The organism is Streptomyces sp. NPDC056361 (genome assembly GCF_042262805.1).
Taxonomy (GTDB): Bacteria; Actinomycetota; Actinomycetes; order Streptomycetales; family Streptomycetaceae; genus Streptomyces.
Map to the genome: position 1 here is coordinate 1 of NZ_JBHJQI010000091.1, position 19,250 is coordinate 19,250.

Here is a 19,250-nt window from a genome sequence, read left to right on the forward strand (position 1 = left end):
CCCCCGTCACCGCCAAGGGCGCCCCCATCGCGGGCATCGGCGTCGCCGGCGCCCCCTCCGGCGACCTCGACGAGAAGTTCGCCCAGGCCGGCGTCGCCGCCCTCGGCAACTGAGACCAGGGGCGACCGGCCCCTCGGTGATCAGGCCCCCCGGCTGGTGGCGGCGCCCGGACCCCCCGCCGGGCGCCGCCGCCGTTCACGGGCGGCCACGGTCCGTTCCGTATGCGCCCGGTTCGGGAGGGTTGCTTAGGATCGGTACGTGACCCAGCGCCACCGGACCGGAGCCGCAGCCGCCCTCGTCGCCCTCGCCCTGTGCGCGGGCGGATGTACGGCGGCCACCGGCGGTGTCCGCGGCACTCCCGGGGCCGCCGGGCTGCGCGATCCGTACTTCCCGAAGCTCGGCAACGGCGGCTACGACGCGGTGCACTACGCCCTGTCGCTGGCGTACGACCCGGGCACCGGGCGGCTCGACGGCACCGCCGAGATCACGGCCCGCGCCACCCAGGACCTCAGCGCCTTCAACCTCGACCTCGACGGGCTGACGGTGAGCGGGGCGACCGTCGACGGCGCCCCCGCCGCGTACAACCGCGCCGGGCACGAGCTGACGCTCCGGCCGCACGAGGAGATCCCCGAGGGCGCGGAGTTCCGGGCCACCGTCACGTACGCGGGCGTGCCCGAGGCGATCACCGACGCGGACGGCTCCGCGGAGGGCTGGCTGCGGACGGCCGGCGGGGCGGTCGCGGTGGGCGAACCGCAGGGCTCCATGACGTGGTTCCCCGGCAACCACCACCCCTCCGACAAGGCCGCGTACGACATCACGCTCACCGTCCCGGCCGGCCTCGACGCGTTCTCCAACGGGGTGAGGACGGCGCGCCGCACGGGCGCGGACGGCCGCGTCACCAGCGTCTGGCACTCGGCCGAGCCGATGGCGAGCTATCTGGCGACGGTCGCGATCGGCCGGTACGAGACGGGCGCGGCGACGGCCGATGGCGACGGCTCCGCTTCCGGCGACGGCTCCGGTACTGCCTCCGCTTCCGGCGGCGGCACCGCCACCGGCACTGCCTCCGCCTCCGGTGCCGGCACCGCCTCCGCCTCCCCTTCCGGCAACGGCTCCGTGCCCGTTCTGACCGCCGTGGATCCGACGGTCGCGGCGGGCAGTGCCGCGCTGCGGAACGAGATCCCCGTGATCCTCGGCCGGCAGGCGGAGCGGTTCGGCCCGTACCCCTTCTCCGCGGCCGGGGCGATCGTCGTGGAGGACGGGACGCTCGGCTACGCGCTGGAGACGCAGACGCGGCCCGTGTTCCCCGCCGCGTCGTTCGACCGGACGACGCTCGTGCACGAGATGGCCCACCAGTGGTTCGGGAACTCGGTCACCCCCGCGACCTGGCGGGACCTGTGGCTGAACGAGGGCTTCGCCACGTACGCCGAGTGGCTGTACACGGAGGAGTACGAGAACGTGCCCGCCCGGACGCACTTCGAGCGGGCCTTCGCCCAGGACGCCAACTGGGCGTTCCCGCCGGCCGCTCCGCCCGCCGCCGAGAACCTCTTCGACGCGCCCGTGTACCAGCGCGGCGCGATGGTCCTGCACAAGCTGCGCGAGACCGTCGGCGACGACGTCTTCGACGAGATCCTGCGCGGCTGGCCCGCGAAGTACCGTCACGCCAACGCCACCACGGACGACTTCACGGCCTACGCGGAGAGCGTGGCCGGCAAGGACCTCGACGCGCTGTGGGACGTCTGGCTGTACGGCGACGGCCGACCGGCCGCGCCTTAGGGCCTGTCGTCAGGGGGTGTCCCCCGGTCCAGGGACCTGCGCATCACCACGCACGGGCGGCCGTGGGCGAGGTCGGGGCGGCGCGCGGTCTCCTCGTAGCCGAGGGAGGTCCAGAAGGCGAGGGCCTTCGGGTTGTTCTCCAGGACGGCGAGCTTCAGCCCGGTGCGGCCGGCGGCGCGGAAGCGATCCTCGACGTATGCGGCGAGCCGGCGGCCGTGGCCCGCGCGCCGTTCGTCCGCGTGGACCATGAGGAGCCCGAGCCACGGGTCGGGATCGGCCGGGTCGGGATGGCGGCCGAGGGTGACGGCGACGGCCACGAGGCGGCCCTCGGAACGGGCGAGCAGCACCTCGGCGGTGGGCTGGGCGAGGTCGTCGGCGAGCGCGGCCGCGACCTGTTCGGGCCGGATGTCGGACGGGTCCGGGAAGTCGCCGGTGAGCTGCTGGAACTCCGCGTTCGACGCGTACAGCGCGGTGAGTTCGGTGAGCAGCGTGCCGGGGAGGGCGACGCCGTCCTCCAGGGCCTTGGGGGCGAGCGCTTCGACGATCACGCGGGAAAGGGTAGAGCCCCGGCCGGGAATCCCGGCCGGGGCTCAACCGCCGTGCGACGGATCAGTCGTGCGACGGATCAGTCGTGGGCCTGGTCAGTCATGGGACGGATCAGGCATGCGACGGTTCGGTCGCGCGACGGATCAGAGGTTGACGCCGAAGTCGCGGGCGATGCCCTCCAGGCCGGAGGCGTAGCCCTGGCCGACGGCGCGGAACTTCCACTCGGCGCCGTTGCGGTAGAGCTCGCCGAAGACCATGGCGGTCTCGACGGCCGCGTCCTCGGAGAGGTCGTAGCGGGCGAGCTCGGCGCCGCCGGCCTGGTTGACGATGCGGATGTACGCGTTGCGCACCTGGCCGAAGTTCTGCGAGCGGTTGGCCGCGTCGTAGATGGAGACCGGGAAGACGATCTTGTCGACGTTCGGCGGGAGGGCCGCGAGGTTGACGTTGATCTGCTCGTCGTCGCCGCCGCCCTCGCCGGTGCGGTTGTCACCGGTGTGGACGATGGTCTGGTCCGGCGTCGACTTGTTGTTGAAGAAGACGAAGTGCGCGTCGGACGCGACCTTGCCGGCGGCGTCCACGCCGATCGCCGAGGCGTCGAGGTCGAAGTCGGTGCCGGTGGTGGTGCGGACGTCCCAGCCGAGGCCCACGGTGACGGCGGCGAGGCCCGGGGCCTCCTTGGTCAGGGAGACGTTGCCGCCCTTGGACAGGCTCACAGCCATGGAAAGTCCCTTTCATCGTGATGTCTTCGCCTGGAGAAACGCGTGCGCGGCTCCGGCGGTTCCCGTGCCGGTTCCCGTCCGGTCCCCGGTGCGGGTCGCCGCCCGGGTTCCGTTCGGTCTTCCGCAGGGTTTCCCGCGGGGTTTCCGCTGAAAACAGGATGACTCCCATGGCCCCCTGCGGGGAACATGGAGGGCATGTCCGGTCCGTATCCCATCCGCGGCTCCGTCTCGCTTCCCGAGGCCGAGCTCCAGTGGCGTTTCTCGCGGTCGTCGGGGCCGGGCGGGCAGCACGTCAACACCAGCGACTCGCAGGTGGAGCTCCGCTTCGACCTCGCGGCCACCGAGTCGCTCCCCGAGGTGTGGAAGGCGCGCGCCCTGGAGCGCCTCGCCTCCCGCCTCGTCAACGGCGTCGTGTCGGTCCGCGCCTCGGAGCACCGCTCCCAGTGGCGCAACCGCGAGACGGCGGCGGTGCGCCTCGCCGCGCTGCTCGCCGAGGCGACGGCCCCGCCGCCGAAGCCCCGCCGGCCGACGAAGATCCCGCGCGGGATCAACGAGCGGCGGCTGCGCGAGAAGAAGCAGCGCTCCGAGACGAAGAAGACCCGGCAGTCGCGTCAGTCCCGCGACTGGAGCTGACCGCCTACCGGGCACCCCCTAGGGCACCCCCTAGGACAGGTGGCGGTACTTCCCCTGGAAGTACGTCAGCGGGCCGCTTTTCGAGGCCGGGGGCAGGGCGGCCGTCAGGACGCGGCCCACGACGAGGGTGTGGTCGCCGGCGACGACGCGGCTCTCGGTGCGGCACTCCAGGGTGGCGAGCGCGCCGCCCATGAGGAGGGCGCCGCTCTCCTCGCCGCGGGTGTGGGGCAGGTCGGCGAAGAGGAGGCGGTCGCTGACGCGGTTCTTCATGGCGAAGCGGCCGGCGACGTGCCGCTGGTCCTCGGCGAGCATCGAGACGGCCCAGACGGGGACGTCGGTGAGCAGGTCGTCCATGCGGGAGCCGTTGCGGAGGCTGACCAGGACGAGGGGCGGGTCGAGGGAGACCGACATGAAGGCGGTGGCCGTCATGCCGACGTCCTCGCCGCGCGGACCGTCGTCGGGGTCGTGCGCGGTCACCAGGACCACGCCGGACGCGAGGCGGGACATGGCCGCCCGGAACTCGTCGTTGCTCACCCCCTCAGCATGGGGGACGGCCAGGTCGGAGACGGGGGGCGGGGCGGGGGTCTTCTGCAGCACACCTGCACGCTATTCCGGTGCCCGCGTCGCCCGCATCGGGCCGGAGGACCAGTCGGGCACCCCCGCCGGACCTAGGTCCGGCCCCTCCGCGCCCTATGGCGCGGGGCCTCAGGAGGAAAGGCACGACCCGCCATGACCTGCTGTGACTTGAGTCACAGAGGCCAGTATTTGCTGACCCTGTGTACCGGGTGCGCAGCTCGCTGTGATTCAGTGGCAGTGACAGTGCAACACGTAGCCGATGAGAACCCTGGAGTTGCTGTCGAGGTCTCGGGGAGAGCGAGCGATGGAGACCGAGTCGGAGCCGTACGTCCGTCTCTCGACCCTGCGGCAGCTGCATCAGGTCGTGGCGGACCTCAACACTGCGCGCAGCCTGGCGGACACCCTGCAGACCGTCGCCGACGGTGTCGTCGCGGGCCTCAACTACGAGCTGGCCTGCGTCAATCTCGTACGCCCCGACGGTGACCTGGTCGTCGCCGCCTTCGCCGGAAGCTCCGCCGCCGAGGCCCTGATCACCGGTCGGGTCGGCTCCCGCGCCTCCTGGGAGCGGCGCCTGTCCATGGGGTCGACCTGGGGGGACCTGAGGTTCATCCCGCACACCGAGGGCTGGGTGTTGATGGAGGACGACGTCCCCCAGTGGCACACCGACGGCCCGGCGCCCCGCTTCGAGGACGAGTGGCACCCGCACGACCGCCTGTACGCCCCGATGTACGCCTCCGGCTCCGGCCGCGAGCTCCTCGGCGTCATATCCGTCGACCGCCCGCGCAACGGCCGGCACCCGGGCCCCTGGGGCCAGGAGGCGCTCCAGATGTACGCCTCCCAGTCGGCCATCGCGATCAGCAACGCACGCCTCCGCTCCAACATGCAGCGCGCCCTGGTCCGCCTGGAGCGCGAGCAGCAGGCCCTGCGGGCCAGCGAGGAGTCCTTCCGGCAGGCCTTCGAGTACGCCCCGTCCGGCATGGCCATCGCCGAGATGGGCGGCGACCAGCACGGCCGGCTGCTGCGGACCAACGACGCCCTGTGCCGGCTCCTCGGGCGGCCCGCGTCCGTGATGCGGCGCTACTCCTTCGCCGACCTCGTCCACCCCGAGGACATAGGCACCCTGCTCCGGACCTCCGCCGAGGGCGGCCGGGCCGAGCTGCGGCTCGGGCGGCGCGACGGCACGTACGTCTGGGTCTCCCTGCGGAACTCGGTCGTCGCCGACACCGCCGACGGACCGCGCTTCCTCCTCACCCACGTCGAGGACATCGAGGAGCGCAAGCGGCACGAGCTGCAGCTCGCCCACCGCGCCTCGCACGACGCCCTCACCGGTCTGCCCAACAGCGCCGAGCTGCGCTCCCGGCTCTCCGCCCGCATCTGCGAGCGCCCGTCGGCGCCCGGGGACGAGGCCGCGTACGGCGCGTACGACTCCGCACGGGACGGCGGCTACGCGACCGGTCACGAAGCCCCCTACGACACCGCGTACGACACCGCCTACGACTCCGGGTACGAGCCGCAGCCGTACGAGCACGAGCACGAGCACGGCTTCGGTTTCGAGCCGGCGGGCGGCGCCGGGCCGTACGACCACCACGTCCACGCGGTCGCCCCCACGGGCGGCGAGGTCGACGACGGCACCAAGGGGCTCGCGGTCCTCTTCTGCGACCTCGACGGCTTCAAGTCGATCAACGACCGGTTCGGCCACCACACCGGCGACGCCGTCCTCATCGAGGTGGCGCGCCGGCTCACCACCGGCGTGCGCGACGGCGACACCGTCGCCCGGCTCGGCGGTGACGAGTTCGTCGTCCTCGCCGACGGCCTCGGCGCCGCGGACGCCGCCGACCTGGCCGTACGCCTCCGCAACGCGATCATTCCGCCGATCCGGGTGGACGGGCGCGCGGTCCGGGTCGGGGCCAGTTTCGGCATCGGATGGGCCGAGTGCGGGATGACCGTCGAAGAGGTCCTGAACTCCGCGGACCAGCGGATGTACGTGGAGAAACGCTCCCGTGCCAAGGTCCACCGACGGGCGGGCTGAGTCGCGCGCTCGCCCGTTCGGGGTAGGCTCGGGCCGGTCGGCGACGGCTGGCGAGCATGGAGAGGTGACCCGGATGGCTGCCGGTAACGACGGCGCGAACAAGCCCGAGGACGACGATCCGTTCGGCTATCTCTACGCGGACGGCCAGGCAGCGGGTGCCCAGCCCCCGCAGGGCGGTGGCTACGGCTACCCCGGCCCCGCCCCCGCCCAGCCCGGCGTGCCCCGGACCTCGTACAACCAGGTCAGAACGGTCGGCGAACGCCAGTACGGCCAGCAGCAGCCGTACGTCCCGCCGCAGCAGCAGGCCCCCTACGGCCAGCCGCAGGCGCAGTACGCCGCGCCCGAGACCTACGGCGGCGCCCACGGCGGCCAGCAGACCCGCCAGACCTCGATCCCGCCCCAGCGCGGCGGCGGCTCCGGCCGCGGCCCCAACACCCGGGGCCTGCTGATCGGCGCGGTCGCCGTCGTCGCGGTCGTCGTCATCGGCATCGCCGCCGCGGTGATCACGAACGGTGGCGACAAGGACAAGGACAACCAGGCCGGCGGCACGCCGCCGACCGCGTCCTCCCAGGTCTCCGAGCAGCCGAGCACCGAGCCCAGCACCGAGAAGACCCCCGAGGAACTCCCCAAGCAGGACGCGGCGACGCTGAAGCTCGGCGGCACCGCGGCGACGGAGACCGTCGTCAAGGGCGCCGAGGGCGCGGGCGGCGTGTACGTCTCGGGCTTCAACCAGGTCGGCGCCTCGGTGACCTGGAAGGCGAACATGCCGACGGACGGCAAGTACCGCCTGACCGTGCGGTACGCCATCCCGGCCGTCGACGCCAACGCCACCCTGACGGTCAACGGCAAGCCGAATTCGCAGCCGATCGGTCTGAAGAACTTCATCAGCTCCTCGGACCCGAACCTGGAGAAGAACTGGCAGACCACCTGGGCGCCGGTCGAGCTCCAGAAGGGCGAGAACGAGATCAAGATCTCGTGTGAGGCCGGCAACCAGTGCAACGTGCTGCTGGACTGGCTGGAAGTCACCCCGGGCTAGCCCGGCACGGGAGGCGGGCCCCCCTCAGGGGGCCTCTTCCGTCACCTTCACTCGGGGCAGCAGGTCCTCGTAGGCGGCGGCGTCGAACTCCCCGGCCACCGGGGAGAGGACGGTCGCCGCGGACAGGGCCACGGCGCGGGCGAGGCGTTCGGGCCAGTCGGTGCCCTCGACGAGGCCTGAGAGCAGGCCCGCGACGGCGGAGTCGCCGGCACCCGTCGGGTTGCCGCGGACCGGGGCCGGTGGGGCCGCGCGCCAGAGTCCCTCGGGGGTGGCGGCGAGGAGGCCTTCGGGGCCGAGTGAGGAGATCACCGCGTGGGCGCCGCGACGGCGGGCGTCGCGGGTGGCCCGGTGGGGTTCGCGGGAGCCGGTGAGCTGGGCGAGCTCGTCGGTGTTGGGTTTGACGAGGTCGGGGCGGGCGGCGATGCCGCGGCGGAGGGGTTCGCCGCTGGTGTCGAGGAGGACGGGCACGGCGGCGGCGCGGGCGAGCCGGACGAGTTCGGCGTAGGCGCCGACGTGGATGCCCGGCGGGAGGCTGCCGCAGAGCGCCACCGCCCTTGCCCCGTCGAGGAGTTCGGCGAAGCGGGTGCGGAAGGCGGTCCACTCGGCGGCGGTGACGGCCGGGCCCGGTTCGTTGAGCTGCGTGGTGTCGCCGGTCGCGGCGTCGACGACCGCGACGGTGCGGCGGGTGGGGCCCGCCGTCTCGACGAGCTCGTCCCGTACGGGCGTCGCCGCGAGCTGCTCCCGCAGGGTCGCGCCGGTGGCGCCGCCCGCGAAGCCGGTGGCCACCGTCTCGTGGCCGAGGGCGGCGAGCACCCGGGCGACGTTGAGACCCTTGCCGCCGGGGCGTTCGATGACCTGGGTGACCCGGTGGGAGGCGTGCGGGACGAGGGCGGGGACCCGGTAGGTCAGGTCCAGTGCCGTGTTGAGGGTGACCGTCAGGATCACCTGTCCCACCCCCGTACTCCGTACTCCTCGCTCCGTGCTCCGTGGGGAGGCTGTGGAACGACCGCTTCGACGGGCACTGATCATGCCAAACGAAAGGCGATCGGCCCAGACCCCGGACCGACCGCCCTCGTGCATGACTCCTGATCAGACCGCTGCGGCCGCCGTCGGGTCGACGATCCACTCGCCCTTGCGCATGACGCCCTTGAGGTCGAAGTCGGCGTCGAGGACGACGATGTCGGCGTCCTTGCCGGGTTCCAGGGAGCCGACGCGGTCGTAGGCGCCGAGGAGGCGGGCGGGGTTGGCGGAGATGGCCTGGACGACGGACTCGACGGGGATGCCGTCGATGGTGACGGCGCGCTTGAAGGCGCGGTCCAGGGTGAGGGTGGAGCCGGCGATGGAGCCGCCCTCGACGAGGCGGGCGACGCTGTCCTTCACGTCGACGGCGAGCGGGCCGAGCATGTAGCGGCCGTCGCCGAAGCCGGCCGCGTCCATGGCGTCGGTGATGAAGGCGACGCGCTCGGGGCCCGCGTGGTGGAAGGCGAGTTCCAGGGCGGCGGGGTGGAGGTGGGTGCCGTCGTTGATGAGCTCGACGGTGATCCGCTCGTCCTCCAGGAGGGCGGCGATCGGGCCGGGCGTGCGGTGGCCGAGGGCGGGCATCGCGTTGTACAGGTGGGTGGCGACGGTGGCGCCGGCGTCGATGGCCGCGACGGTCTGCTCGTACGTGGCGTCGGTGTGGCCGATGGCGGCGATCACGCCGTGCTCGGCGAGGAGGCGTACGGAGTCGAGGCCGCCGGGCAGTTCGGTGGCGAGGGTGACCATCTTGGCCTGGCCGCGGGCGGCGTCGATCAGCTTGCGGACGTCGGCCGGGTCGGGGTCGCGGAGCAGCGTCTCGTCGTGGGCGCCCTTGCGGCAGGGGGAGATGAACGGGCCCTCGAAGTGGAGGCCGGCGAGCTCGCCCTGCTCGGCGAGTTCGGAGAGCAGTCCGGCCCGCTGGGTGAGGAAGTCCATCTCGCCGGTGACGAAGGAGGCGACGACGGTGGTCGTGCCGTGCAGGCGGTGGGTGTGGACGCCCTTGAGGACGTCGTCGGCGGTGCCGGAGGTGAAGGAGGCGCCGCCGCCGCCGTGGTTGTGCACGTCGACGAAGCCGGGGACGAGCCAGTGGCCGGTCAGGTCGACGGTCGGGGCGCCCTCGGGGGAGGAGCCCGCGATGCGGTCGCCCGCGACGATCACGCGTCCGTTCTCGACGATCCCGGTGGGCAGCACGACGTGTGCGCCGGCGAGAACCTTGTGATCGGCCATCAGGCGGAAACCTCCGAGTCGGTGGGGGGCTGGTCGGCGAGCAGGTCCCAGGCGAGGAGGCCCGCGCCCAGGCATCCGGCGGTGTCCCCGAGGGCCGCCGGGACGATGGCGGGCAGCTTCTGGAACGTGACTCGCTCCTCCACCGCGGCCCGGAGTGGTGTGAACAAGGTTTCCCCGGCCTCGGCGAGACCGCCACCGATGATCAGGGTGCGGGGGTCCAGCAGGGTGAGGGCGGTGACGAGCCCGTCGGCGAGGGCGTCGACGGCGTCCTGCCAGACCCGTGCGGCGGTGGCGTCGCCGGATTCGACGGCCTTCGCGCAGTCGGCCGCGTCGGCGTCGGGGTCGCCGCTGGCGGCGGCCCAGGCCTGGGAGACGGCGGAGGCGGAGGCGTAGCGCTCCAGGCAGCCGCGCTGGCCGCAGCCGCAGTCGGTGCCGCCGGGGCGGACGACGATGTGGCCGATCTCGCCGGCGTAGCCGTGGGCGCCGGCCTCGATGCGGTCGCCGATGCCGATGGCGCCGGCGATGCCGGTGCCGAGGGGGACGAAGAGGAAGCGGTCGGCGCCGTTGCCCGCGCCGATGCGGCCTTCGGCGAGGCCGCCGGTGCGCACGTCGTGGCCGAGGGCGACGGGGATGCCGTCGAGTCGGCTGCTGAGGAGTTCGCGCATGGGAACGTCGCGCCAGCCGAGGTTCGCGGCGTAGACGGCGATGCCGTTCTCGGCGTCGACGATTCCGGGGACGGCGACTCCGGCGGCCGCGGCGGGTTCGCCGTACCGCTCCTGGCCGAGGGCGCGGAGGTCTTCGGCGAAGCCGAGGATGGTCTCCACCACGGCTTCGGGGCCGCGGCGGCGCCCGGTGGCGCGGCGGGCCTCGTGGAGCAGGGTGCCGTCCGCCCCGACGAGGGCGGCCTTCATGCCGGTGCCGCCCACATCCAGGGCGATGACGTGTCTCACGAGGGACAGTCTGTCGCGCGACCACCCAAAAGGTCTAGTCCACTGTCGAGGATTGTTGCGTACGGATACAAATTCGAGCTCCGTGCCGAGTTGCGGAAGTGATACCCAAGTGGTGTAGACCTCATGCCCGGCCCGCGAGAGACTTACGGCCCTGCGAAGAGCGAACACTCCGCTCGGCGCAGCTCAACGACGAGCAAAAGGTGGATGAAGCCGTGGAGCGGCGACGATTCCTTGGACTGACCGCGGCCGCCGCCGCCCTCGGACTGACCGGCACGGTCGCCGGGTGCGGCTCCCTCGGGGGCGACTCCGGTGACGTGACCCTCCGACTGGTCGCCGCCGAGTACGACCTGACCGGTGGCGACTCCACCAAGAAGTACTGGACCGACCTCGTCGCCGCCTTCGAGGCGAAGCACCCCGGCGTCACGATCGAACTCCAGGTCGAGTCCTGGGACGACGTCGACCGCAAGGTCTCCGAGATGGTCGCCGCCGGCAACGCCCCCGACATCGCCCAGATCGGCGCCTACGCCGACTACGCCGCCGCCGGCAAGCTCTACGCCGCCGACGAGATCCTCTCCATCCCCGTCCAGGCCAACTTCCTCGCCCCGCTCGTCGCCGCCGGCGAGACCAAGCGGACCCAGTACGGCCTCCCCTTCGTCGCCTCCACCCGGCCCCTCTTCTACAACCAGGACCTCTTCGACCAGGCCGGACTCAAGGCCCCCACGACCTGGGACGAGCTGGCCGCGGCCGCCGAGAAGCTGAAGGACGACGGCGTCCCCACCCCCTTCGCGCTGCCCCTCGGCCCCGAGGAGGCCCAGGCCGAGACCCTCATGTGGCTGCTCAGCGGTGGCGGCGGCTGGACCGACGCCACCGACCACTACGCCGTCGACTCCGACGCCAACATCCGCACCTTCGAGTGGCTCCGGACCCACCTCGTCGGCAAGGGCCTCACCGGCCCCGTCGCCCCCGGCAAGCTCAACCGCAAGGCCGCCTTCGCCGCCTTCGCACGCGGCGAGGTCGGCATGCTCAACGGCCACCCCTCGCTCGTCAAGGAAGCCGCCAAGAAGGGCGTCAAGGTCGGCCAGGTCCCCCTGCCCGGCGCCGACGGCACCCCCAAGTCCTCCATGGGCGTCGCCGACTGGATCATGGGCTTCAAGCAGAACGGCCACCGCAAGGAGATCGGCGACTTCCTCAACTTCGCCTTCAGCGACGAGAACGTCCTCAAGTTTGCCGGGGACAACGACCTGCTGCCCGTCACCGTCAGCGCCTCCACCCGCATGGAGACCGACCCCGAGTACGCCAACCTGCGCGCGTTCCTCAAGGGCCTCCCCAACGCCCAGCTCCCCCCGGTCGGCAAGACCTCCTGGGCCAAGGTCAGCGAGAACGTCAAGCAGAACATCGGCAAGGCCGTCGCCCCCGACGCCAAGCCCGCCGCCGTCCTCGGCGCCATCGGCCGAGCGGCGACGGCGGCGGAGTCCGCCGAGTAATAAGTTGTTCGTTTGACTGCTCCCGCTCCTAAGGGAACGGGATTCCTGGCTCACTTCGCCCGGGGACCGGCGGTCCGGCAGGTCTTGCAAGATCAACGCCAGCCGGGTTCGAGACCAGCCCGGACGAGCATCACGCGGGCGGAGTTCTTGTCCCTCGGTCGGGAGGCTCCGCACGCGGTGCACGTGTAGGTGCGTTCGGACAGGGGCAGTGCGTGCTTGGCTCTCGCTCCGCAGTCTGCGCAGTCCATCGTGGTGTGGGCGGGGTGCACCAGGTGCACCCCGCGCCCGTGCTTGCGGCCCATCTCGATCAGGGCCGTCTTCGTCGCGGAGATGGCCGCGTCGGCGGCTTTGCGGGCCATGGTCGTCTTCGCGAGGAACTTCGGGCGGAAGTCCTCCACCGCGAGCCGGTCGAAGTCGCGGACGACCTTCTTGGCCCACTTTCGGCCCGTGTCCTGACGCTGACGGGCGACCTTCTTGTGCAACTTCGCTGTCTGGCGCTTCGCCGTGCGGTATCCCTTGGAGGCGGCCTGGCCTCGCTTCGGCTTACGCCGAGCCATCATCCGCTGATACCGGGCGAGGCGTTGTGCGGCGTTCTTCCCGTGCTGGGCGTGGGGGAGATCGTGTGCGTCGCTGGTGGTGACAGCGGTTTCCTTCACACCCCAGTCGATGCCGATTGCCGTTCCCGTGGCGAGAAACGGTTCGTTCTCGGTGGCGACGACGAACGACGCGTACCAGTGCCCGAGGCTGTCGCGGTAGACGCGCACACTGGACGGGTCGGAAGGCAGTTCACGCGACCACACCACGGTGACCACGATGCCGCCCGCCAGGTGCAGGCGGCCGTCCTTCAATCGGAAGCCGCGCCGGGTGTACTCAAGCGTCGGTGCGCTTTCGCGCTTCTTCTTGTACTTCGGCATTCCCGCCCGCTGCCGCATGGGAAGCCGGGCCTTGATGTCCTTGAGGGCTTTGGCGCGGGACTTTCCGAAGTCGCGGATCAACTGCTGTTGCGGAACGCAGGCGCCCTCGCGAAGCCACTCGTTCTCGGCGCGTGCCTCGGTCAGCATCCTCGCGAGCTGAACCGGGCCGCACGTCGACTCGGCCGCGCCTTCGGGCCGCGCCCGATTGTTCTGATGAGTCTGCAGGGACTTGGCGACGGACTCGTTCCAGATCCACCGGCACCGCGCCCACTCCGTCTCCAGGGCGGCCCTCGCACTGGACGACGCGCGGAGGCGATAGGTGAACCGGGCGTGCCCGGCCTCTCCCGCTTCCTTTGATGTCGCCATGATGTCAAAGTAGCGTCATGATCCGTTTCGCGCTGCGCATTCCCGAAGATCTCCACGCCCGTCTCGTCGCGCAGGCGACGGCGGACCGCAGGTCGATCAACGCTGAGATCCTGTACTTGCTGGAGGGCGCGCTGCCCACTCCGGTGGCAGACGACGAATCGCCCTGACGCTGATCCGCCTTTCCCTGCCCTGCTCCGCAGGTGCTTCGTTTGCTCCCCCACGGGAAGGTGGGGGTATCCACGAAGGAGTCCGGATGACCACCGACGACGCCCGGGAACCGGCTGACGACGTTGCTGCCTCTGGTGACGGCGATGGCGACGCCACCGCCCTCCCCCCGCGCGAGCAGGCGCTCCTCGCTCTCGAACGGCGTTCCTGGCCCGGCCCCGGGGCCAAGGAGCGGGCCGTGCGGGAGCGGCTCGGCCTCTCTCCGACCCGCTACTACCAGCTGCTCAACGCCCTCCTCGACGACCCGCGCGCCCTTGCCCACGACCCGATCACGGTCAACCGGCTGCGCCGGGTCCGGGAGGAGAAGCAGCGGCGGCGGTAGGGGGTGGCCGGCGGATCGCGGCCGGGGGCGCGGGTCCGTCCGCCCCTCTGTGCTGCGATCGGACGATTCGCCGCCTGCTGGGCGGCGTGGCGAGGGCCGAGTGCGGCGGGCGGTGGCGGGGCCTGGGGTTGAGTGGCCCGGTCCCCCTCGCTCCCCTTCTCAAGGAGCCGTCGTGACCACCAACAACAACACGCTCCCCGCCGGCACCGTCCTGCTCTCCGACTCGTCCACCTTCGGCTGCCAGGGCGGGGTGCACTACTTCGACCCGGCGACCGGACTGCGGGGATTCTTCGCCCTCGGCGGCGACCTCGTGGGAGCCACCGGGATCGCGCTGGAGGCCGACGGCAACGTCCTGGTGACCAAGGACCGACACCATCCCGGCGGCGGCACGCTGCTGCGACTCTCCAGGTCGAACGGCACGACGAAGCAGACGGTGGTGTCGTCCGACGGGAACCTCGTGAGCCCGATCGCCGTGGCCGTCGAGGGCGACGGCAGCGTCCTCGTGGCCGATCTCTTCTCCAAGGGCCAGGGCGCCGTCATCCGGATCGACCCCGTCACCGGGGAGCAGACCGTCCTGTCGGTGGGCGAGGGCAGGTCCGATCCTCTGCGCCCCTGCGGGTTGTGCGTGGAGGCCGACGGCAGCATCGTGACGGTCGAACAGGCCGGCCCCGTCCCGGAGCCTCCCGCGCCCCAAGTGGTCCGGATCGACCCGGTCAGCGGTGCGCGCACGGTGATCTCGTCCGGCGGCAGTCTCCGCAGTCCCGTGGACGTGGTGATCGACCACGACGGGAACATCGTGGTCGTCGACGCCAACGCGTTCGAGGGCTTCGTCGGTGGGGTGATCAAGGTGGATCCGGTGAGCGGGGAGCAGACCACCGTGTCCTCCGGCGGCAGTTTCGACACCCCTGCCGCGATCGCCATCCAGGCCGACGGCACCCTGCTGGTCACCGACAACAAGGCGCTGACCAGGGAGCCCACCGTGTTCCGGGTGGACCCCGTCACCGGCGACCAGCACGTCCTCACCATGGGCCCGCCCTACACGTCCCTCAGCGGCGTCAGGGTCGTCCCCGCCGGCTGACGTCCGCGGGCCGCGGGTGACGTCGGCCCCGCTGACGCGGCAGCCGTACGTCGGTAGGGTCGGGAGCATGGTCAGCAGCCTTCCGCACCCGACCACCCCCGCCGGACGCGACGGTCTGGACGCGCTCCTCGCGCGGCCCGCGCGCGCCGTCGTCGCCCTCGACTTCGACGGGACGCTCGCCGAGATCGTCCCGGACCCCGAACGGGCCCGTGCCCACCCGGGCGCCGTGGCGGCGCTCGCCGCGCTCGCTCCCGAGGTCGCGTCGGTGGCCGTCGTGACGGGCCGCCCCGCCGGGGTCGCCGTCCGCTACGGCGGCTTCGCCGGCGTGCCGGGCCTTGAGCACCTCGTCGTCCTCGGCCACTACGGCGCCGAACGCTGGGACGCCGTCACCGGGACCGTCCACGCCGCCGCCCCGCACCCGGGCGTGGCCTCCGTCCGCGCCGAACTCCCGGGCTTCCTGGACCGGGCCGGCGCCTGGCCCGGTGTCTGGATCGAGGAGAAGGGCCGGGCGGTCGCCGTCCACACCCGCCGCGCCCTCGACCCGGAAAGCGCCTTCGAGGCGCTCAAGGGCCCCCTCGGCGATCTCGCCACCCGTCACGGGCTCGTCCTGGAGCCGGGCCGCATGGTGCTGGAGCTGCGGCCGCCCGGCATGGACAAGGGAGTGGCGCTCGCCGAGTACGTACGGGAGGTGGGGGCCGGGTCCGTGCTGTACGCGGGCGACGACCTGGGCGACCTGCCCGCCTTCGCCGCGGTCGAGAAGCTCCGCTCCGACGGCACGCCCGGCCTGCTCGTGTGCAGCGGCTCGGCCGAGGTCCCGGAGCTGGAGGAGCGCGCCGACCTCTCGGTCCAGGGCCCGTCGGGCGTGGTCGCGTTCCTGACGGACCTGGCGGAAGCGGTGCGGGAAGGCGCGGTCTGAGGGTTCCGGAAGACGGCAGGGGCGGTACGGGAGGGCCGAGGGCCTTCCCGTACCGCCCCGTCGGGTGGGTCGGTGGTCAGTGCGCGGCCGGGTTGGTCACGCTGATCGTCAGGTCGTCGCCGGCGTCGCCGGTGACGGTGACGCGTACGCCGTGACCGGCGACCTTGACGCTGGCCTGCGGGGCGGTGGTGTCGTAGTAGGCGTTGGGGTCGGTGTCGTCGAAGACCGGGATGCCGGGGACGGAGGGGGCGCAGGCCGCCTGCGTCTCGACGGTCTTGTTGCCGCCCTTGCCGACGAGGACCTCCTTGTGGAGGCAGGTCGCGTCGGTGGCCTCCAGGCCGAAGGTGGCGTCGAAGGGCTGGCGCCGGTTGGTGGGCGCGGTCCCGTCGGCGTACTTGAAGGGGGCGGGTCGGGCGTCGACGGCCATGGCCGAGCCGCCGCCGGGGTGCTTGCTGACGTTGTTGTCGTCGAAGGACCGGTCGACGTACCAGACGAGCAGGCCGTTCTGGTAGCGGAAGTACTCGACCCAGTCGGGGGCGGTGATGCCCTTGCTGAACTGGTACGGGCCTTCGGCGAGGAGCGCGTCGGCGCCGACGTACTCGCGGTTCTCCAGGAGGTAGTACCGCGGGGAGGTGGCCGTCTCGGTGCCGGTGGAGATCTTCCAGCGGCCTTGTGCGGTCCAGCCGTTCGCGCCGTTCTCGACGTCGTCCGCCGCCAGGCTCGTACCGCCGGAGGTCAGCGTGACGTCGTCGAGGAACGCGCCGGCGAAGTGCACGCCGCCGTCGCTCTGGTAGCGGAAGCGGAAGAGGGACGGCTTGCCGGCGGAGTCGTACGTGTACCGCAGCGTCGTCCACTTGCCGGCGGAGGAGCCGGAGACCGGGTCGCCGGTGCGGGCCCAGGTGGCGCCGCCGTCGAGGGAGTACTCGGCGAAGAGGTAGTCGAAGTCGGCCTCGATCTCGTACCAGGCGCTCGCCTTGACGGTCACCTTCGGGGCGGCCGGCACGGAGCGGGTGAGGGACTGGTTGAGGCCGTCGGCCGAGCCGGTCCACCAGGCGTGCGTGCCCGAGGTGGGCGTGGCGTAGGTGGTGCTGCTGGTCTTGTCCGGGAGCGCGACGCGGACCGCCTGGTCCTTGCCGGTGACCTGGAGCTGGGCCGGGTTCAGGGTGTACGTGCCGTCGGCGCCGAGCGGGGCGTCGCTGTAGTCCAGCCAGCCGAGGAAGAGCTTCTCCTCGGCGCCCATGAGGCCCGGGTGGGTGCCGATGCCCGCGTTCGCGGCGGCGCCGTGGCTCAGCCAGGAGCCGGAGCTCATCAGGGTCCAGAAGGCGGTGGAGTTCTCGCCGCCGTCGGTGTCGTAGTAGTCCGGCAGGCCGAGGTCGTGGCCGAACTCGTGGCAGAAGACGCCGAGTCCGCCGTTCTCGCCCTCGGTGGTGTAGTCGCCGAGCCAGTACTTGGACTGGCCGATGCGGGCGCCGCCGCCCTTGTTCTGGGTGCCGGAGACGTCGGGGCCGGTGAGGCCGTAGTCGTCGCCGTTCACGAACCAGCGGTGCGACCAGATGGCGTCCTCGCCCTGGGCGCCGCCGCCGGCGTCCTCGCCCATGCCGGCGTGCACGGCCTGGAAGTGGTCGATGTAGCCGTCGGGCTCGTCGAAGTTCCCGTCGTGGTCCCAGTCGTTGCGGTCCCAGACGTCGAACTGGGCGAGGTGGGCGTCGATCTCGGCGGGCGACTTGCCGGCCGCGATCTGCGCGTTCCACCAGGCGTCGCCGGTGTCCTGGATGAAGGCCCAGGAGCCTCCGGTGTCCTCGACGGCGTTGTCGCCGTAGGTGGAGGCGTTGCCGGGGACCTTGACCCAGTCCTCGACGGTGTTGGTCACCGAGTAGCGGCCGCCGGACAGCTTCTCGTAGTAGGTCTTCATCGACTCGCCGGGGCCGTTGAAGAGGTTCTCGTAGTACGGCTTCGAGAAGTCGGCGGTCCAGGCGTTGGAGTTGTCCTTGGCCCGGTCCGGCCGGGGGATCTGGTTGTGCAGCGGTCCGGGGGTGGTGCCGAGCTTGCCGGAGCCCTGGTCGCCGAACTCGGAGAGGATCGTGAAGATCTTCTCCTGGCGCTGGGCGGTGGTGGTCTCGGTCTCCACGAACTTGCCGTCGGCGACCTCGACGACGCCCTTGGCGTTCGCCTTCGCCTTGCCCTTGGCGATCAGGTCGATCGCCTTCTCCCGCAGCTCGGTGCGCTGCTTCGTGAGCGGTCCGGGGCGGTTGTCGGGCCGGTGCGCCTTCGCGCCCGCCGGTGCGGCGTCCTTGGCTTCCTGCGCGGCGGCGGGGGCGAGCCCCGCGGCGAGGAGTGCGGTGAGCGCCGACCCGAGGGTCATGCCCACGACAATCTTCTTCACGTCTCTTGCGATCCTTCCGCTTGCCTCATGTGCCTCATGGGGAAAAACGGATCGCTTGGGGGAACGATCGCCGCAGAGTCTGACACGAGACGACCTCTCAGGGGAGAGGTCGTACCGATTACCGGAGCAGGAGATCCACCACGCCCGTCAGATCCTCCTCCCCGCCGCCCGCTTCGAGGCGGCGCCGCATCAGTTCGAAGTACGGCCGGATCAGCTCCGGACTGACCCCCTGCCCCTCCGCCGTGGCCAGGAACGTCGGCGTGCCGGCCACCTGCATCGCGAGGTTCGACACCACGTCCTTCCCGTAGTCGCCGCTCTTCAGCCGCGCCGCCGTCCCGTGCACGCCCTGCGCCATGGCACCCAGCCAGTCCGCGAGCAGCGGCGCGAACGCCACCGGGTCGATCTCCTCCCGGCGGATCAGCGCGAAGGCGTGCGCCGCCCCCGCGAACATCCCGTACATCGCACTCAGCAGCGCCACATCGTGCAGGGCCGCGAACCCCGCGTCCTCCCCGACGTACTTCGTGCCGACCGGCACGGCCAAGACCTCGCGGTGCCGCTCGAACAACTCCCGCGACCCGCTGTAGAACACGTAACCGCCGGCCTCCGGGACCCCGATCATCGGCGGTACGGCCATGATCCCGCCGTCCAGATAACGGGCGCCCCGCCGCTCGGCCCACGCCGCGCGGGCGCGGGCCTGGGCGGGTGTCGTCGTGGTGAGGTCGACCAGGTCCTTTCCGGTGAGGTCGACGCCGTCGAGCGTGGCGCCGACCGACTCGTCGTCGAGCAGGCAGAGCACGACGAGTCCGCTCGTCGCGACGGCCCCGGCCGCGGTCCCCGCGACCTTCGCCCCCTCGGCTCCGAGCGCCTCCGCACGGGCCGCGGTCCTGTTCCAGACGGTGAGGGGATGGGCGGCGGTGAGCCAGGCGCGGGCCAGGGCGGTGCCCATCGCGCCGAGGCCGAGGAGGGAGACCGGGGGCTTCTCGGTGGTGTTCTTCGTCATGCCCGCAAGGCTGATCGAGGCCCCTGACCTGCTCAAGTACCCACTTTCGAGTGGGT

At 72.1% G+C, this 19,250-nt stretch carries 17 protein-coding genes and 2 pseudogenes; 10 read left to right on the top strand and 9 right to left on the bottom strand.

Features of this window, described 5'->3' with window-relative positions; translation table 11 throughout:
* Together ACFCY7_RS26190 and ACFCY7_RS26195 are read left to right on the top strand one after the other, a co-directional pair.
* A pseudogene (locus ACFCY7_RS26190) lies at window positions 1-113 on the top strand (heme-binding protein); the annotation flags it as partial.
* A 145-nt stretch (window positions 114-258) separates the two neighbouring features.
* Window positions 259-1,773 (top strand): M1 family metallopeptidase, encoded by a 1,515-nt coding sequence (locus ACFCY7_RS26195; RefSeq protein WP_376488504.1) that lies wholly within the window; start codon window positions 259-261, stop codon window positions 1,771-1,773.
* Here ACFCY7_RS26195 and ACFCY7_RS26200 read toward each other — a convergent pair.
* The gene (locus ACFCY7_RS26200; protein WP_376488505.1) at window positions 1,770-2,321 is read right to left on the bottom strand and encodes a GNAT family N-acetyltransferase; all 552 of its coding nucleotides are present in this window, start codon (window positions 2,319-2,321) and stop codon (window positions 1,770-1,772) included. The two genes, ACFCY7_RS26195 and ACFCY7_RS26200, sit on opposite strands and share 4 nt — an antisense overlap.
* A 141-nt stretch (window positions 2,322-2,462) precedes the next feature.
* Entirely contained in the window at window positions 2,463-3,038 is a 576-nt protein-coding gene (locus ACFCY7_RS26205; protein ID WP_376488506.1) for a TerD family protein, read from the bottom strand.
* Between the two features lie 186 nt (window positions 3,039-3,224).
* On the opposite strand from ACFCY7_RS26205, the gene arfB reads away from it, so the two are divergent.
* Complete coding sequence (arfB, locus tag ACFCY7_RS26210) at window positions 3,225-3,671, top strand: alternative ribosome rescue aminoacyl-tRNA hydrolase ArfB (protein ID WP_376488507.1); 447 nt, start codon at window positions 3,225-3,227, stop codon at window positions 3,669-3,671.
* Between the two features lie 30 nt (window positions 3,672-3,701).
* On the opposite strand, the gene ACFCY7_RS26215 is transcribed toward arfB, so the two are convergent.
* Window positions 3,702-4,268: a flavin reductase family protein gene (locus ACFCY7_RS26215; RefSeq protein ID WP_376488508.1), complete on the bottom strand. Its 567-nt coding sequence runs from the start codon at window positions 4,266-4,268 to the stop codon at window positions 3,702-3,704.
* 283 nt (window positions 4,269-4,551) lie between these two features.
* On the opposite strand from ACFCY7_RS26215, the gene cdgB reads away from it, so the two are divergent.
* Window positions 4,552-6,276 carry a diguanylate cyclase CdgB gene (cdgB, locus tag ACFCY7_RS26220; RefSeq protein ID WP_376488509.1) on the top strand — a complete coding sequence of 575 codons (1,725 nt, stop codon included), beginning with the start codon at window positions 4,552-4,554 and terminating at the stop codon, window positions 6,274-6,276.
* 73 nt (window positions 6,277-6,349) lie between these two features.
* On the top strand, window positions 6,350-7,312 hold the full coding sequence (locus tag ACFCY7_RS26225; protein WP_376488510.1) for a CBM35 domain-containing protein: 963 nt from the start codon (window positions 6,350-6,352) through the stop codon (window positions 7,310-7,312).
* Window positions 7,313-7,336: 24 nt separating this feature from the next.
* On the opposite strand, the gene ACFCY7_RS26230 is transcribed toward ACFCY7_RS26225, so the two are convergent.
* The 3 genes from ACFCY7_RS26230 to ACFCY7_RS26240 all read right to left on the bottom strand — a co-directional run bounded on the left by ACFCY7_RS26230 (window position 7,337) and on the right by ACFCY7_RS26240 (window position 10,506).
* The gene (locus ACFCY7_RS26230; protein ID WP_376488531.1) at window positions 7,337-8,257 is read right to left on the bottom strand and encodes a 1-phosphofructokinase family hexose kinase; all 921 of its coding nucleotides are present in this window, start codon (window positions 8,255-8,257) and stop codon (window positions 7,337-7,339) included.
* Window positions 8,258-8,401: 144 nt separating this feature from the next.
* Complete coding sequence (gene nagA / locus ACFCY7_RS26235; protein WP_376488511.1) at window positions 8,402-9,556, bottom strand: N-acetylglucosamine-6-phosphate deacetylase; 1,155 nt, start codon at window positions 9,554-9,556, stop codon at window positions 8,402-8,404.
* Window positions 9,556-10,506 carry an ROK family protein gene (locus ACFCY7_RS26240; protein ID WP_376488512.1) on the bottom strand — a complete coding sequence of 317 codons (951 nt, stop codon included), beginning with the start codon at window positions 10,504-10,506 and terminating at the stop codon, window positions 9,556-9,558. Before ACFCY7_RS26240 ends, nagA begins: the two co-directional genes overlap by 1 nt.
* Before the next feature lie 200 nt (window positions 10,507-10,706).
* On the opposite strand from ACFCY7_RS26240, the gene ACFCY7_RS26245 reads away from it, so the two are divergent.
* Entirely contained in the window at window positions 10,707-11,990 is a 1,284-nt protein-coding gene (locus tag ACFCY7_RS26245) for an extracellular solute-binding protein (RefSeq protein WP_376488513.1), read from the top strand.
* Window positions 11,991-12,018: 28 nt separating this feature from the next.
* Here the strand turns inward: ACFCY7_RS26245 and ACFCY7_RS26250 are convergent.
* A pseudogene (locus tag ACFCY7_RS26250) lies at window positions 12,019-13,270 on the bottom strand (RNA-guided endonuclease InsQ/TnpB family protein).
* Window positions 13,271-13,287: 17 nt separating this feature from the next.
* Here ACFCY7_RS26250 and ACFCY7_RS26255 point away from each other — a divergent pair.
* The 4 genes from ACFCY7_RS26255 (at window position 13,288) to otsB (ending at window position 15,811) form a co-directional block, all read left to right on the top strand.
* Window positions 13,288-13,437: an Arc family DNA-binding protein gene (locus ACFCY7_RS26255; RefSeq protein WP_376488514.1), complete on the top strand. Its 150-nt coding sequence runs from the start codon at window positions 13,288-13,290 to the stop codon at window positions 13,435-13,437.
* A gap of 86 nt (window positions 13,438-13,523) precedes the next feature.
* Window positions 13,524-13,817 (top strand): DUF3263 domain-containing protein, encoded by a 294-nt coding sequence (locus ACFCY7_RS26260; RefSeq protein ID WP_376488515.1) that lies wholly within the window; start codon window positions 13,524-13,526, stop codon window positions 13,815-13,817.
* Window positions 13,818-13,989: 172 nt separating this feature from the next.
* A complete protein-coding gene (locus ACFCY7_RS26265; RefSeq protein ID WP_376488516.1) occupies window positions 13,990-14,895 on the top strand; it encodes a hypothetical protein in 906 nt (301 codons plus the stop codon).
* Between the two features lie 67 nt (window positions 14,896-14,962).
* On the top strand, window positions 14,963-15,811 hold the full coding sequence (otsB, locus tag ACFCY7_RS26270; protein WP_376488517.1) for a trehalose-phosphatase: 849 nt from the start codon (window positions 14,963-14,965) through the stop codon (window positions 15,809-15,811).
* A gap of 76 nt (window positions 15,812-15,887) precedes the next feature.
* On the opposite strand, the gene ACFCY7_RS26275 is transcribed toward otsB, so the two are convergent.
* Both ACFCY7_RS26275 and ACFCY7_RS26280 read right to left on the bottom strand, forming a co-directional pair.
* The gene (locus ACFCY7_RS26275) at window positions 15,888-18,194 is read right to left on the bottom strand and encodes an immune inhibitor A domain-containing protein (RefSeq protein ID WP_376488518.1); all 2,307 of its coding nucleotides are present in this window, start codon (window positions 18,192-18,194) and stop codon (window positions 15,888-15,890) included.
* A gap of 118 nt (window positions 18,195-18,312) precedes the next feature.
* Window positions 18,313-19,194: an NAD(P)-dependent oxidoreductase gene (locus tag ACFCY7_RS26280; RefSeq protein ID WP_376488519.1), complete on the bottom strand. Its 882-nt coding sequence runs from the start codon at window positions 19,192-19,194 to the stop codon at window positions 18,313-18,315.
* Window positions 19,195-19,250 lie beyond the last annotated feature (56 nt).